The 14,426-nt window shown below is 63.5% G+C and carries 14 protein-coding genes and 1 tRNA gene; 7 read left to right on the forward strand and 8 right to left on the reverse strand.

Translation table 11 applies throughout. From position 1 onward, the window contains the following. Window positions 1-53: 53 nt before the first annotated feature. The 6 genes from KBY49_RS05215 to KBY49_RS05240 all read right to left on the reverse strand — a co-directional run bounded on the left by KBY49_RS05215 (window position 54) and on the right by KBY49_RS05240 (window position 5,765). Window positions 54-506, reverse strand: coding sequence for a chromate transporter (locus KBY49_RS05215; protein ID WP_254933672.1), 453 nt, complete (start codon window positions 504-506; stop codon window positions 54-56). Further along, window positions 461-670 (reverse strand): hypothetical protein, encoded by a 210-nt coding sequence (locus KBY49_RS05220; RefSeq protein ID WP_254933673.1) that lies wholly within the window; start codon window positions 668-670, stop codon window positions 461-463. Before KBY49_RS05220 ends, KBY49_RS05215 begins: the two co-directional genes overlap by 46 nt. A gap of 4 nt (window positions 671-674) precedes the next feature. Continuing rightward, complete coding sequence (locus KBY49_RS05225) at window positions 675-3,461, reverse strand: cation-transporting P-type ATPase (RefSeq protein ID WP_254933674.1); 2,787 nt, start codon at window positions 3,459-3,461, stop codon at window positions 675-677. Between the two features lie 212 nt (window positions 3,462-3,673). After that, window positions 3,674-4,015: a DedA family protein gene (locus KBY49_RS05230; protein ID WP_254933675.1), complete on the reverse strand. Its 342-nt coding sequence runs from the start codon at window positions 4,013-4,015 to the stop codon at window positions 3,674-3,676. Window positions 4,016-4,030: 15 nt separating this feature from the next. Continuing rightward, window positions 4,031-5,344, reverse strand: coding sequence for a chromate efflux transporter (chrA, locus tag KBY49_RS05235; RefSeq protein WP_254933676.1), 1,314 nt, complete (start codon window positions 5,342-5,344; stop codon window positions 4,031-4,033). Beyond that, window positions 5,319-5,765 carry an Rrf2 family transcriptional regulator gene (locus KBY49_RS05240; protein WP_254933677.1) on the reverse strand — a complete coding sequence of 149 codons (447 nt, stop codon included), beginning with the start codon at window positions 5,763-5,765 and terminating at the stop codon, window positions 5,319-5,321. The genes chrA and KBY49_RS05240 overlap by 26 nt, the downstream gene beginning before the upstream one ends. Window positions 5,766-5,890: 125 nt before the next feature. On the opposite strand from KBY49_RS05240, the gene KBY49_RS05245 reads away from it, so the two are divergent. Continuing rightward, entirely contained in the window at window positions 5,891-7,708 is a 1,818-nt protein-coding gene (locus KBY49_RS05245; RefSeq protein WP_396099556.1) for an SLC13 family permease, read from the forward strand. A 396-nt stretch (window positions 7,709-8,104) separates the two neighbouring features. On the opposite strand, the gene KBY49_RS05250 is transcribed toward KBY49_RS05245, so the two are convergent. After that, window positions 8,105-8,187, reverse strand: a tRNA-Leu gene (locus KBY49_RS05250). A gap of 61 nt (window positions 8,188-8,248) precedes the next feature. On the opposite strand from KBY49_RS05250, the gene KBY49_RS05255 reads away from it, so the two are divergent. The 4 genes from KBY49_RS05255 to KBY49_RS05270 are packed head-to-tail and all read left to right on the forward strand — an operon-like array spanning window position 8,249 to window position 9,954. Further along, window positions 8,249-8,509, forward strand: a complete 261-nt coding sequence (locus KBY49_RS05255; protein ID WP_254934035.1) for an NAD(P)H-quinone oxidoreductase subunit L — start codon at window positions 8,249-8,251, stop codon at window positions 8,507-8,509. Then, window positions 8,510-8,848, forward strand: a complete 339-nt coding sequence (locus tag KBY49_RS05260) for a DUF3007 family protein (RefSeq protein ID WP_254933679.1) — start codon at window positions 8,510-8,512, stop codon at window positions 8,846-8,848. Next, window positions 8,845-9,663, forward strand: a complete 819-nt coding sequence (gene trpA, locus KBY49_RS05265; RefSeq protein WP_254933680.1) for a tryptophan synthase subunit alpha — start codon at window positions 8,845-8,847, stop codon at window positions 9,661-9,663. The genes KBY49_RS05260 and trpA overlap by 4 nt, the downstream gene beginning before the upstream one ends. Before the next feature lie 21 nt (window positions 9,664-9,684). Next, complete coding sequence (locus tag KBY49_RS05270; RefSeq protein ID WP_254933681.1) at window positions 9,685-9,954, forward strand: YciI family protein; 270 nt, start codon at window positions 9,685-9,687, stop codon at window positions 9,952-9,954. Here the strand turns inward: KBY49_RS05270 and KBY49_RS05275 are convergent. Next, window positions 9,951-10,325, reverse strand: coding sequence for a c-type cytochrome (locus tag KBY49_RS05275; RefSeq protein WP_254933682.1), 375 nt, complete (start codon window positions 10,323-10,325; stop codon window positions 9,951-9,953). The two genes, KBY49_RS05270 and KBY49_RS05275, sit on opposite strands and share 4 nt — an antisense overlap. Window positions 10,326-10,384: 59 nt before the next feature. Between KBY49_RS05275 and KBY49_RS05280 the strand changes: the two genes are divergently transcribed. After that, window positions 10,385-11,632, forward strand: a complete 1,248-nt coding sequence (locus tag KBY49_RS05280; RefSeq protein WP_254933683.1) for a DNA repair exonuclease — start codon at window positions 10,385-10,387, stop codon at window positions 11,630-11,632. Continuing rightward, complete coding sequence (locus KBY49_RS05285) at window positions 11,629-14,385, forward strand: AAA family ATPase (protein ID WP_254933684.1); 2,757 nt, start codon at window positions 11,629-11,631, stop codon at window positions 14,383-14,385. Before KBY49_RS05280 ends, KBY49_RS05285 begins: the two co-directional genes overlap by 4 nt. The last annotated feature ends 41 nt before the right edge of the window (window positions 14,386-14,426 follow it).

Below are 14,426 nucleotides of genomic sequence, written 5' to 3' on the forward strand. Positions count from 1 at the left end.
TAGCCCGGCCAGACCCCGATCTCGATCTTCTGGTTACGTAATCAAAAGCCCAATTAATGCAGCAATTCTGCAAGCACCCCCACCAGGGCCGCAGCGCCGATCAGCTGGAGCACGCTCCAGCGCCAACGGATTAGGGCCAGCAGGCCCAAAGCAGCCAGGGCGGCGGCGGCCAGGTCGGGGCGGCCGGTGGGCCAGAGCACGGGCCCCGAAAAGAACAGCACCAGGCTGGCTATCACCCCAACCACCGCAGCCGTAATGGCACTGAGGGGGCCCTGCAGCCGCAGGTCTTCCCGGCTGGCTTCCATCAGGGGGGCCCCCACAAAAATGAAGCCAAAGCTGGGCAAAAAGGTGAACCAAACCACCACCAAGCTGGCCACCAGCGCATCCCACCAAATTCCCGGAGCCCCAAAGACGCCGCCGTTCCAGCCGCCCATGAATCCGACAAAGGCCAGCACCATGATCAAGGGGCCGGGGGTGGTTTCCCCCAGGGCCAGGCCATCCACCATCTGGCTGGCGGAAAGCCAGCCAGGGGCATCACCACCTCCGAAGGGATCGACGGCACCACGTTCTCGAGGAGCATCACCAGGGCAATGGCCCCATAGCCCAGCAGAGGATTGGCATCAACGGCCGCAAGCAGCAACTTGGGCAGCTTCTCGATGAAGTCGGCCATCAGATCAGGCTTTGCCGGAAACAGGCGAATCGGCTGTGGCTCGGATCCACAAGGAGCGCAGGATCTTATTGGCTTCCAGATACACGAAGAAGAGCAGGCTCACGCCCACGCACACGCCAAGGTTGGCAGCCGAAAGCGGCACCGTGCCGAAGAAACGCGCCAGCCAGGGCACATACAGCAGCAACATCTGCAGAGCCGTGGTGAAAATCACCGCCCAGAGCAGCCAGCGATTGCTGAAGGGATTCACCTGGGTGAGGGGGCGATCGCTCCTGGCGGAGAGCGCATGCCCCATCTGCCCCAGGCAGAGGGTGGTGAACACCATCGTTTTCCAGGGACCATCCGAGCCGGCCGTGCGGTAGCTCCACACCATCAGCGCGATCACGAACAGCGCGAAAACCACACCAACCCGCAGGATGTAGCGCCCGATCCCGCGGGCGAAGATCGATTCACCTGGGCGAGCCGGCTGACGCGCCATCAAGCCGTCCTCGGCAGGCTCGAGGGCCAGGGCCAGCGCCGGCACGCCATCGGTAACCAGGTTCATCCAGAGAATCTGCAGGGGCGTCATCGCCACCCCGTAGATCCCCACCAGCGGTGCAGCGGAAATCGTGATCAGCTCACCAACATTGCTGCCAAGGATGTATTTCACGAAGCGGCGGATGTTGGCATACACCAGGCGGCCTTCCTCAACCGCACTCACAATCGTGGCGAAATTGTCGTCGAGCAGCACCATGTCGGCAGCTTCCTTGCTCACTTCGGTGCCGGTGATGCCCATGGCCACGCCGATGTGGGCCTGCTTGAGGGCGGGGGCGTCGTTCACACCGTCGCCGGTCATCGCCACCACCTGGCCATTGGCCTGCAGCGCCTTGACGATGCGCAGCTTCTGCTCGGGCGGCACCCGGGCATAAACGTTGCAGCGGGCCACCAGCGCGCGCAGATCCTCATCGCTGCTGGCCTCGAGCTCGCGGCCGAGCACCACCTCGCAATCCTCGCTGGCCAGACCGATATCAGCAGCGATGGCGCGGGCGGTGAGGGGGTGATCGCCGGTGATCATCACCGGCCGGATGCCAGCGGTGCGGCAGGTGGCCACGGCCTTTGTGACCTCGGGCCGGGCGGGATCGAGCTGAGCCATCAACCCAAGCAGCACCTGCCCCTCGATGGGGTGATCCGGGCTGGGATGGTGCGGGGCGCAGGCAAAGGCCAGCACCCGCAAGCCGGAGGCGGCCAGCTGGCGGGCCTGATCCAGCCACCACTGACGCTGGCCGTCATCGATGGGCACCACACCGCCACCATCCACCCAGCGGCTGCACCCAGCCAGGATCACCTCCGGCGCACCTTTGCTGATCAGCAGCTGATCGGAACCCTGGGCTGCGGCTCCCAGCGGGTACTGCAGGCTGCCATCGCGATCTTCCACCCACACCGCCATCAGCTGCCGCTCCGAGCTGAAGGGGATCTCGGCGGCACGGCGATAGCGGTTGCGCAGATCGAAGTCATCGAAGCCAGCCTTGGCGGCCACCACCGAGAGAGCACCCTCGGTGGGATCGCCGAGTATTTCCCAGCCGCCCTTGCCGTTGCGTTTGTGCTCGGCGTCGCTGCAGAGCACGGCAGCCTGAAGCAGCAGGTTTTGCAGCCCCGCCGGCACCCCGGCGCTGGCGCCGGCGGGCGGTTGCAGAGAGCGGGGGCTGAACTCGCCGCTTGGGAAGTAACCCTCACCGCTCACGCCCACAGCCTCGGTGCTAAAGCGCAATTCCTGCACCACCTGGCGGTTCTGGGTGAGGGTGCCGGTCTTGTCGGAGCAGATCACCGTGACCGAGCCGAGGGCCTCCACCGCCGGCAGCCGCCGGATCAAAGCCGCGCGGCGCACCATCCGCTGCGTACCGATCGCCAATGTGACTGTGATCACAGCCGGCAGGCCCTCCGGCACGATCGCCACCGCCATCGACAGCGACACCTCCAGCAGATTGAGAGGGTCCTGCTTGAGCAACAGGCCTAGCCCCACCACCAGCGCCACCAGGCCGAGGGCGCTGCCCACCAGCACCTTGGCGAGGCCATCGAGCCGCTCCTGCAGCGGGGTGCTCTCGCCACCGGCGGTGTTGATCAGCTGCGCGATCTGGCCGAGCTGGGTGGCCATCCCGGTGGAGCTGACCACCGCCACGCCGCGACCACGCACCACCTCAGTGCCCTGAAACAGGCAGTTCTGACGCTCGAGCACCGGCGTGGTCTCCTCGAGCAGCAGATCGGGCTTCTTGAAAACGGCCTCGGCCTCGCCGGTGAGCGCCGCTTCGCGAACCCCCAGATCCACCCCTTCGAGCAGGCGGGCATCGGCGGGGACCCGATCACCTGCCTCCAGCCGGATCAGATCCCCCGGCACCAGGTCTTCACTGGAGAGGCGCCGCCACTCACCGTCTCGGCGCACCTGCACCATGGGCTGAGCCATGTCACGCAGTGCCAGCAGGGCCTTCTGGGCGCGGCTCTCCTGCAGGTAGCCCAGCAGGCCGTTGAGGATCACGATCACCAGGATGGCGATGGCGTCCTTGGGGAAGCTGCCCTGGTACAGGTCGATCGCTGCCGACACCACGGCCACCGCCAGCAGCATGATCAGCATCACGTTGCTGAACTGATCCCAGAGGATCTCCAGGGTGCTGCGGCCGGCGGCCAGCTCGAGGCGGTTGGCTCCCACCTCGGCCCGTCGCCGGCTTGTTTCCACCGTGCTGAGACCATCGGTGCCTGCCTGGAGCTTCTCCAGACAGGCAGGGCCGGTCAGGGCATGCCAGGGATGAACGGTGGGCGGCATCAAGCTCCTGGAAGATGAACAGTCAGGTGGGCGGAAGCCTAGGGATTTTTCCTTATCGAATTGTTCACGAGCAGGTCCCGGAGGCTGGCGTCGGTGCTGGCGAGCGGCTCCGCTGGCAAAGCAGGCGCCACGTTCGCCCCGAGGGCCTTGCCCATTCCGATCGCAGGCGAGCTTCTGCAACCCCCTGGTATCTGAAACTCCGCAGCTGCTGATCAGCCCGCGGCCGACAGTAAGTTGCACCGCAGCACCTCCATCTGCTCGGGCGATTTACGCAGCAGGCGAGCCACCCTTAAAACCAAGGGCCAACCGGCCCGGCGCCCCAGCCAATAGCCAATCGAATCCCCCAAGATTGCGCTGCTGCTGGCGGCTGCTATCACCCCCACCCCATTGAGGTGGCCGCTGCCGGCGGCATAACCGCCGAGCAGGGTCACGGTTTCACCCGGCAGGGGCACCCCGGCGCTTTCGAGCAACATGGCCCCAAAGACCACCCCATAGCCCCAGGTTTGGAGCAGGGCCTGCAGGTCGGCCGTGCTGAACAAATCGGAGGAAATCAAGGGGGCAAAGCCCAATTAATGCAGCAATTCTGCAAGCACCCCCACCAGGGCAGCAGCGCCGATCAGCTGGAGCACGCTCCAGCGCCAACGGATTAGGGCCAGCAGGCCCAAGGCAGCCAGGGCGGCGGCGGCCAGATCGGGACGGCCGGTGGGCCAGAGCACGGGCCCCGAAAAGAACAGCACCAGGCTGGCTATCACCCCAACCACCGCAGCCGTAATGGCACTGAGGGGGCCCTGGAGCCGCAGGTCTTCCCGGCTGGCTTCCATCAGGGGGGCCCCCACAAAAATGAAGCCAAAGCTGGGCAAAAAGGTGAACCAAACCACCACCAAGCTGGCCACCAGCGCATCCCACCAAATTCCCGGAGCCCCAAAGACGCCGCCATTCCAGCCGCCCATGAAACCCACAAAGGCCAGCACCATGATCAAGGGGCCGGGGGTGGTTTCCCCCAGGGCCAGGCCATCCACCATCTGGCTGGCGGAAAGCCAGTGGAATTGGCTCACCGCCGCCTTGGCCACGTAGGGCAACACTGCATAGGCCCCACCAAAACTGACCAGGGCCACCTGGCTAAAAAACCGACCCATCGTCACCAGGGGACCATCCCAGCCGTTCCACCAGCCCAGGGCGCCAAGGGGCAGGGCCGTGGCCAGCCCCCAAATCAACAAAGTTGGGGGCAAATGGCGCAGGGGAAAAGGCTCGGCTTTGCTGCTTGCAGGGGCTTTGCCGCTGGCTGGGGCTTCTTCTTTGGCACTAGGCAGCAGCCAACCCACCGCTGCGGCGATGGCAACCACAAGGGGATAGGGCCAGCGCAGCCAAACGAAGGCCACAAAGCTGAATACCGCCAGCAAACCCAAAACTGGCGTGTGCAAGGTGCGCCGCCCCACCCGCCAGGCCGCCTGAATCACCAGGGCCAGCACAGCTGGCTTAAGGGCCCAAAAAATTGACGCCAGCAGCGGCAGCTGGCCCCACAGCACATAAACAGTGGACAGGGCGATCAGCACGATCACCGAGGGCAGCACAAACAGCAGTCCGGCGACCAGGCCCCCCGCCACCCCATGCATCAGCCAGCCCAGGTAGGTGGCCAACTGGGTGGCCTCCGGGCCAGGCAACACCATGCAGAAGTTGAGGGCATGCAGGAAGTGGCGATCCGACAACCATTTGCGCTCCTCCACCAGCTCGCGGTGCAAAAGCGCTATCTGGCCAGCTGGACCGCCAAAGCTGATCCAGCCCAGCTTCAGCCAGAAGAGCGAAGCGGCCGCAAGGGAAACGCCGAGGGAGCCCCCGTGGGAACCCCCGAGGGAATCCTCAGATGAAATACATCGCCTGGCCATGCTGGTGCTGGTCGCGCAGTTCCAGTAAATCCTGAAGGTTAGTGGCCTCCAATTTCTGCCACTGCAACTGGTCAAGCTGCAGCGACCAACTACTAAGCACCTGGGCCTCGGGGCTGGCCTTTGCCGAGAGGGTGGTGGGCCCGGGATCACCCTCCAGCAACAACACAACCGCCGCCAGGGAGATCTCCGCCGGAGCGCGGCAAAGCCTGTAGCCCCCCTGGGCCCCCCGGATGCTGCCCACCAAACCACCGCGCCGCAGGCCCGCCATCACCTGCTCGAGGTAGCGCTCCGGGATTTGGTGCCTGGAGGCAATTTCGGCAACCTGTAACAAAGACTGGTTGGCCACCTGGCTAGCCAATTCCATTAGGGCCAGGAGCCCATAACTGGTTTTGGCACTAAACGCCAAGTCGGGTTGCAGCAAATGGCTTGAATCCAGTCTGGCAAAAGGCAGCAAAGGCCAGCTAAAGCACGCGAGACAGAGAGAGGAGGCCTTTTCCGGTTTTCCGACGCAGTTGCCGTAGTATCACCCCCTAGATCTCCTCAGCCCTGGACGCCTTGCCTTCAGTATTTCTGGATCCGCCCAGCCTGATAACCCTGGCGGTCCTGCTGGGTGCGGTCGTTCTGTTCATTACCGGCTGGCTGGCCCCCGAGGTGACGGGCCTTCTCGCCGCCGGCCTTTTGATTGCCTTTGGCGTCCTCAAACCGAGCGAAGCCGTCGAGGGATTTGGCAGCACCGCCCTGGTCACCTTGATGGGGCTATTCGCCCTATCTGCGGGCCTATTTCGCTCCGGGGGCTTGGATCGGCTGCGGGAGGCCATTGGCTCCGATGCCGTGCGCTCGCCAAAACGGATGATCGCCCTGATGGTGGGGCTGGTGGGTCCGGTGTCGGCCTTTGTGCCGAATACGCCGATCGTCGCCACCCTGCTGCCGGTAATTGAAGGCTGGTGCAAGCGCCGCCGGATCTCACCCTCCAAGGTTTTGTTGCCCCTCTCCTTTGCCACCGTGTTGGGGGGCACGATCACCCTGCTGGGCAGCTCCGTGAACCTGCTGGCAAGCGATGTCAGCGAAAAACTGGGCTACGGCGCCTTCCAACTGTTCAGCTTTAGTGCCATCGGCATTGGCGTTTGGCTGAGTGGTGGCTTGGTGATGGTGCTTTTGGCCGATCGCCTGCTGCCCGATCGGGGCCAAAACGACGACGACCTGGTCGCCGACCTCTCAAACAACGGCTATTTCACAGAGGTGAAAATTCCTGCGGGATCGGAGCTAATTGGCCAATCGCTTCACGCCAGCCGGCTGCAACGGCGCTTTGACGTCGACGTTCTCGAGCTCCATCGCGGGGCGGAAAGGTTTTTGCCGCCCCTGGCGGATCGCACCCTGGTGGTAGGAGATCGGCTCCTGCTGCGCTGCACCAAGGCGGACCTGCTGCGTCTCCAGCAGGACCACACCGTTGAGGTGGCCCCCACACCGGAATCCACGCCAGCGGAAAGGCCCTCGGCTGACAAACAAAACGACCAAAGGATGGTGGAGGTACTCCTGCCTTCTGGCTCCACCCTGGCGGGCGATTGCCTTAGGGATTTGCGATTTCGTCAGCGCTACAACGTGACGGTGCTAGCCCTGCGGCGGGGCAACCAATTGCTGCGGGAACGGCTCGGTCGGGCCGCCTTGAAGGAGGGGGATGTGCTGCTCCTACAGGGGCCAAAGGACGCCATTAGGGGCCTACAGGCAAACAACGACTTGGTCGTATTGGAGCAACTGGAAAAGGATCTACCGACGGTCAGCAGGAAGAGGATTGCAATTTCAATTGCGGCCTTGGTTGTTATTTTGCCGGCCCTAAAGCTGATCCCCCTGGTGGGAGCCGTCCTGCTAGGCACGGTGGCTATGGTGGCCACGGGCTGCCTTAGGGCTGGAGAATTGCAGCGGGCAATTCGCCTGGATGTGATCCTGCTGTTGGGCTCCCTGGCCAGTTTCAGTGTGGCCATTGAGAAAACAGGCCTGGCCCGTGCCCTGGCCCAGGGGCTGATCGCCGGGCTGCAGCACTGGCCTGTCTTCTGGGCCCTGGTGGTGGTGTTTCTATTCACCACTTTGCTGACCGAAGTAATGAGCAACTCGGCGACCGTTGCGATGTTGATACCGATTGCCGGTCAACTAGCCCTGGGGCTAGGTCAACCACCAATGGCCTTCATCTTTGCGGTGCTCTTTGGGGCCAGTCAAAGCTTCTTAAGCCCAGTGGGATATCAGACCAACCTGATGGTCTACGGCCCAGGTCGCTATCGCTTTCTGGATATCGCCCGCTATGGCTTTCCCCTCACCCTCGTTATGACCATGGTGGTTCCTTTTCTGATCAGCCGCTGGTTTGGAATCTGAGCCGGTGTAATTCCAGCCAGATCATTCAGCGGCGCCCCAGCAACTCCTCCCAGGAAATTGGCCCCTGGCCGCCAGGACGGGGGGCACCAGGACTGGTGGGGGCTACCTGGCCAAAAGCCAAGCTGAATCCGGGCCAAGCCCAGAAGGAAAACGAACGGGGAAAAAACATGGTGAACTAAAAATGAACTCAAACGGATATCGATCACGCACCGAAGGCGGCTCGTCAAACGAACAACCTGGCCAAAGTCAACACAGACCCACGGAACCAACCCCAGGAAGCAAGGGAATGGATGGTGCTTTTGCCGGCCTGCTCGAGCCATAGCTCGATGGCTTCTGCCAGCTCTTTAATAGTACACGCCAGCGGCCCCTGGATCCCGATCTGACTCGGGATCGTGATGGGGGCAGGGGGACTTGAACCCCCACGGATGAAATCCAGCAGATTTTAAGTCTGATGCGGCTACCAATTACGCCATACCCCCATGGCCTAACCATCCTAAATTGATTGCCATCAGCATCTGAGCCGTGCCCCTCCTCGGGTCTATGAATTCGATCACCAGCTCCCTTGGCCCCTGGCTCACCCCGGAGATCCTGCTGCTGATAGCCGCCTACGTGGTGATTGGCGGCACCTACCTGGTGGCCGTGCCCCTGGCCCTCTACGCCTGGATGATCAAACGCTGGACCGTGATGGGCAAATACGAGCGCCTGGGGGTCTATGGCCTGGTGTTCCTATTTTTCCCCGGCCTGATCCTGTTTGCCCCCTTCATCAACCTGCGCATGGCCGGCCAAGGCGAGGTTGCCTAGGTGAACCGCGGCCAAGCGATCTTGCTGGGCATTGGCATCTTTGCCCTGGGGGGCATCGGCTACGCCCTTTTTCAGGCCAATGGCCTTGAAGGTTTTAGTGCCGGTATTGCCACCTCGGCCGTGCTCACGGTGCTGGTGCTCGGCTGGACCAGCAGCTATCTGCTGCGGGCGCTCACCGGCAAGATGACCTACATGCAGCAGCGGCGCGAGTACAGAGAGGCCTACGACTCCCTGACCAACGAGCAGCTACAGGCCAAATTCGACGCCCTCAGCCCCGAGGAGCAGGAACGACTACTGCGCGAAACCGGCCAGTTGGCAGACGACCCCAGCCCCCCATGACTGCCCCAACCACCCCCATTCAGCAGCGCTTCCAGGAGCTCAAGCAGCAACGGCGCTGTGCCCTGATGCCCTTTTTGATGGCAGGCGATCCCGACCTGGCCACCACCCGGGCCACCTTGCTGGCCCTGCAGGCCGCAGGGGCCGACATGGTCGAACTGGGCATTCCCTACAGCGATCCCCTGGCCGATGGTCCGGTGATTCAGGCCGCCGCCAGCCGGGCCCTGGCAGCCGCCACCACCCCCGCCAAGGTGCTCGAGATGCTCGCCGGCCTCAAGGGCGAACTGACCCTGCCGGTGGTGCTCTTCACCTACACAAACCCCCTGCTCAACCGGGGCATGGAGGATTTTTGCCGGGCCGCCGCAGCTGCAGGCGCCGCCGGCCTGGTGGTGCCTGATCTCCCCCTCGAGGAGGCCGAAAAACTCTCCGCCATAGCCAGCGCCCAAGGCCTAGATCTGGTGCTGCTGGTCGCCCCCACCACCCCCAGTGAACGGATGGCCCGGATCCACCAAGCCAGCCGCGGCTTCACCTACCTCGTCAGTGTCACCGGAGTAACCGGCGTCCGCACCTCCCTCGAATCACGGGTGGGTGGCCTGGTGGGGCAACTCAAGGCCCTCGGCAGCACGCCCGTGGCCGTGGGCTTTGGCATTTCTGGCGTCGAGCAGGCCCGTCAAGTGCGCGACTGGGGTGCCGATGGCGCCATCGTTGGTAGCGCTTTGGTGAAGGTGATGGCTGAAGCCCATGGCCGCCAGGAGAATGTGGGGGCCGCGGCCGGCGCCTTCTGCTCCGAACTGCGCACCGCCCTCGACGCTGACTAAGAACCAATCCCTGACAAAACCATGGCCAAATTCGTGCTCTGGGGCACCTACTGCGAAAACGCCCTCGAGAAGCGCACCCCCTTTAGGGAAGCCCACCTAGCCGGGCTGCAGCAGCTGAAGCATGCCGGCACCCTGGTGACCCTTGGCCCCACGCAAACCAGCAGCCACGTGTTTGGGATCTACGAAGCCAGCAGCCAGGTCGAGGTGGAGGCCCTGGTCAAGGGGGATATCTACTGGCGAGAAGGCATTTGGACCGCCGTTGAGATCTACCCCTGGATTCAGGCTTTTTAGGACCAGCCAGCCTGGGCCCGGCTCCACACATAGCTGGCCACCTGCTCGGCGCCACCATCGCCCAGCACCGCCCCATAGCCCGACATCTGGCCTAAACCGTTGGCCGCGATCAAGGCCACGGCATCGGCACTGGTGATGCCATTGCGCTCCAGGGCCGCCAATTTGAGGGTCTTGCCGCGCCTAAGGATGTTGCCGCCATTGACATGGCAGCCCACACAGTGGTTTTGGAACAGGGCCTCCCCAGCGGAGACATCAGCCACTCCCACATCAGCCAGGGCCAGATCAGCCAGCGCCGCTCCAGGGGCAAATAGGCCAGCCATAACCAGCACCGCCCCTAGGGCCAGGAAAAAATCACGAAACCGGGTTGGCACCTGGGGAAGCGGGCGATAAGTGCTTCCAGTCTGCGATTCCAGGCGCTAAAGATGGGCCCTTGCTGCGGAAACTAGCCCTGGCCGCAACCTCACCAGCCCAACCACTCCATCAACCCCTACGGGTGTTGCACAGCGCCGATTGGCAGATCGGCAAGCCCTATGCCCGGGTGCTCGACCCCGACAAGAGGGCCCGGCTCCGCCAGGTGCGTTTCGCCGCCATTGGGCGGCTCGCTGAATTGGTGCAAAGCCAGGGCGCAGACCTGGTGGTGGTGGCTGGAGACCTGTTCGATTCCCCCACCCCCAACAGCGCCGATGTCAGTGCCGTCTGCGCCGCCATCGGCAAAATTGCCTGCCCTGTGCTGGCCATCCCTGGGAACCACGACCATGGCGCCCCGGGCAGTGTCTGGCACTCGCCCTTCTTTCAAGCCGAACGGCAGCGCCGCGCCGAAAACCTGACGGTGCTGCTTGAACTTTCCCCCTTCGAGGTGGCGGGGGCCGTGGTTTTACCCTGTCCCCTATTGCGGCGCAACGACAGCAGCGATCCCTGTGGCTGGTTGCACAGCCTCGATTGGCAGGGGTTGCCAGCCGATAAACCAAGGCTGGTGCTCGCCCATGGATCGGTGCATGGCTTTGGGGCCGGCGAGCTAGATGCCAACGCCAATAACCGGCTGCGCTTGGAGGGGCCCTGGCTAGATGCAATCGACTACCTAGCCCTGGGCGATTGGCATGGCCTGAAGCAGGTCTCAGCAAAGGCCTGGTACAGCGGCACCCCCGAACCCGATCGCTTCCCCCGCAGCGCTGATTACCAATCCGGCTATGTCCTGCAGGTGGATCTGTTGCGTGGCCAAATGCCCCAGGTGACGCCCCTTTCCACCGGCTGCCTGGGCTGGCACCCCCTCCCCTTCCATTGCCAGGACGACAGCGACCTGGCCCGCCTAGAGACCCAGCTCGATGAACTGCTGGGCCAACGGGTTGGGGCCGATTTGCTGTTGCTTGAAATCAGCGGCAGCCTCAGCCTGGCCGGCCAGCAGGCCTACTCCCAACTGCTGGAGAGGGTGGAGGCCCAGGTGCTGCGGCTGAAGCTGCGGGGCCATTGCAGCGTGGCCCCGGGGGCTGCGGAACTTGCCGAACTAACCCAGCGCCCCGGCGACCCCCTGGTGGCCCAGGTGGCCATCAGTCTCAAAAACTCTGCAACGGCCCAGGAAGCTGATCCCGACGGTGGGGATGCCGTAGCCCGCCTGGCCCTGGCCGAGCTCTACCGGGCCGTGCATCTGGCGGAGCAGCAGCTGGCTGGCAACCCACCATGAGGTTGATCGAAGCCTGCCTGCGCAATGTGCGCCAGCACAAGCAACTTCAGCTCAGCTTTGATCGCCACTTCACCCTGGTGGGTGGCCCCAATGAGGCGGGCAAAAGCACGGTGGTGGAGGCCCTCCACAAGGGCCTATTTCTGAAGGCCAACGCCACCGGTCGGGGGGTGGAGGAGCTGCGTTCCCGGCTCCACGGCGGCCTGCCGGAGGTGGATATCAGCTTTGAGGCCCAGGGCCAGATCTGGCAACTGCGCAAACGCTTTGCCGGGGCAACCGGCACCTGCCAACTGAGCACAGCCTCGGGCACGGCCTCGGGTGTGGCCCTCAGTGGCCCCACCGCCGAGGAACGGCTGGCCAGCCTGCTGGGGGTCGATGGGGCCATCGAGGGGCGCAGGATCGCCCAATTGCCCCAGCGCTGGGCCCACCTCTGGGTGCGCCAGGGGGAAGCGGGCCAAAACCTGCTCGACGGGCCAGGCAATGGCTACGACCTAGACCGACTGGTGCAGCAACTGCAACAGCAGGGCAGCACCCAGGCCCTGGAATCAGGGATCGATCGCTGGGTGGGCGACCACATCCAGCAGCAACTCGACCAGCGTCTCACCGCCACGGGCAAGGTCAAAGCAGGCAGCGATCTAGCCCTTGCCCAAGAGCAACTCAACGGTGCCCAGCTCCAATTCAGCCAGGCCCAGGGCCTGCAGGAGCAACTGGAGGGGGCCATGGAGGAGTTGCGCCGGATTGGCCTGCGGCTCGATCAAATTGGCAACCAGGAGCGGCCGGCCCTGGAGCAGCTGCGCCAAAGCCAACGCCAACAGGAGCAGGCCCGTCAAAAGCTGGAGGCGGCCCTAAACCTGCACAAGGCCAAAACCGAGCCCCTGCACCAGGAGCTCCGCAGCATCGAGCAGGTCCTCTCGGAGATGGCCGGCCTGGAACAACAGCTCAACCTCCAGGCGAAGCAGCAATTGGAACTCCAGCAACAACTGGCCAAAAGCCAACTGGAGTTGCAAAACCAGCAAGCCCAACTCAGCCCCCTGCGGGAACAACAACAACGCCTGCAAACCGAACAACAGCTCAATCAGGGCCTGCAGGAATGGGGGCAACAGCAACTTGATCTCGAGCAACTGGAGCAGGAGGCCAAGCAACTGCAACAGCACAAGGATCAATTCGGCCTCTTGCAACAGCAGGCGGAAACGGTGAAGGCGGAATTGGCCGCCCTGCCCAAAATCGATGCCGACGATGTCAAAAAACTGCGCCAAAAGGAGCAGCAATTGGCCCAGACCCAGGCCCGCTGCCAAGCCATGGCCACCTCCATCGAACTGCTGGCCGCCGACCTACCGGTGGAGCTAGAAGGCCAGCCCCTGGCCGTAGGCAGCAGCTATCAAATCAGCAGCGCCCAGGAGCTGCTGGTGGGGGAAGGGGTGCGCCTGCGCATAAGCCCCGGGGGAGGGGAAGCCACGGCCCAGGCCGACCAGCAATTGGCCAAATGCCAAGGTCAACTGCAGGAATTACTCCAGCAACTGGGCGTTGCCGGAAGCGAAACAGCCGAACCCCTCGCCCTCAAGCGCCACGACCTCACGGCCCAACTGCAGCGCCTGCGGCTGGCGGCCAGTGCCATTCCCTGGAACCGGCTGGATGCCCAACTCGCCGAACTGCAGCCCCGCCGCCAAAGGCTGCTCGCAGCCCTCGAACTCCACAGGGAGGTGCCCAGGCAGCTGGAGGCTGGGGGCCTCCTGCCCAGCGGCCGCGAGGCTCTCCAAAGCTGGCTGGAAGCGCAGCGGGATGGGGCCAGGCTGCTGGCCAACCAGTTGGGCCAACTGGAACACCAACTGAAGCGGGGCCAGGGGCAGTGGGAGGAGTGCCTAAACGGCCAGCGTCAACTGGAAAGCCGCCTCGAGCAGCTGGCGGGTTCCTTGGAAACCCTCCAGCAACGCCGGCTCCACGGCCAACAAAGCCATGGCACCGGAGAACAACTGCAGCAAAGGCGCCAAGAAAAAGTGGCCGAATTGGCCGCCCAGCAGGCTGAATTAGGCGCCAAGCAAGCCGAATTGAATTCCCTGGAGCAGCAACTACTTGGCCAAGCAAACAACCAGACAGCTGGATTGGAACAGCGCAGCCAACAACTAGAGGCCGAAAAGGATTCCCTGCTCACCGCCAGGGGCCAGCAGGAACAACGCTGCCTGAGCCTAAGTGCCAAAGACCCAGCGGCAGAGGTTGAGTATTGGCAGGCCAGCCTGGAAAGGGCTAACGCTGAAATGGATCGGCTGCAACTGCACACCAAGGCACTCCAGCGCCTGCAGGGGTTATTTCACCAGGAACGCAGTGCCCTTGCCGACCAATACAGCGCCCCCCTAAAGCAGGCAATGGACCGCTACCTGGAAAAACTAGGTGGCAATTCCCGGGCAACCAGCCTGGGCTTCGATCCAAAGGCTGGTTTTGGCGAATTGCAATTACGCCAGGGTCAGCAAGGTTTTGCCTTTGAGCAGCTCAGTGGCGGCATGCGTGAACAACTGGCGGCCGCCCTCAGGCTTGCCATGGCCGAAGTGCTCCAGCCCGCCTATGACAATTGCCTGCCCCTAGTTTTTGACGACGCCTTCACCAATAGCGATCCAGAACGGCTACAGGGCTTGGGCCGCATGGTTGAACTCGGCATCGCAGCGGGCATCCAAATAATCCTGCTCTCCTGCAACCCAGAGGATTACCGCAGCCTGGCTAAGGGCAGGGGCTCGATCCAGATCATGGCAAGCCAGGTCCCCTAAAAAAGCCCAGAAAATACCCACAAAAAAAGCCCTGGCAATGC

This window comes from Cyanobium sp. WAJ14-Wanaka, from assembly GCF_024345375.1.
GTDB lineage: Bacteria > Cyanobacteriota > Cyanobacteriia > PCC-6307 > Cyanobiaceae > Cyanobium_A.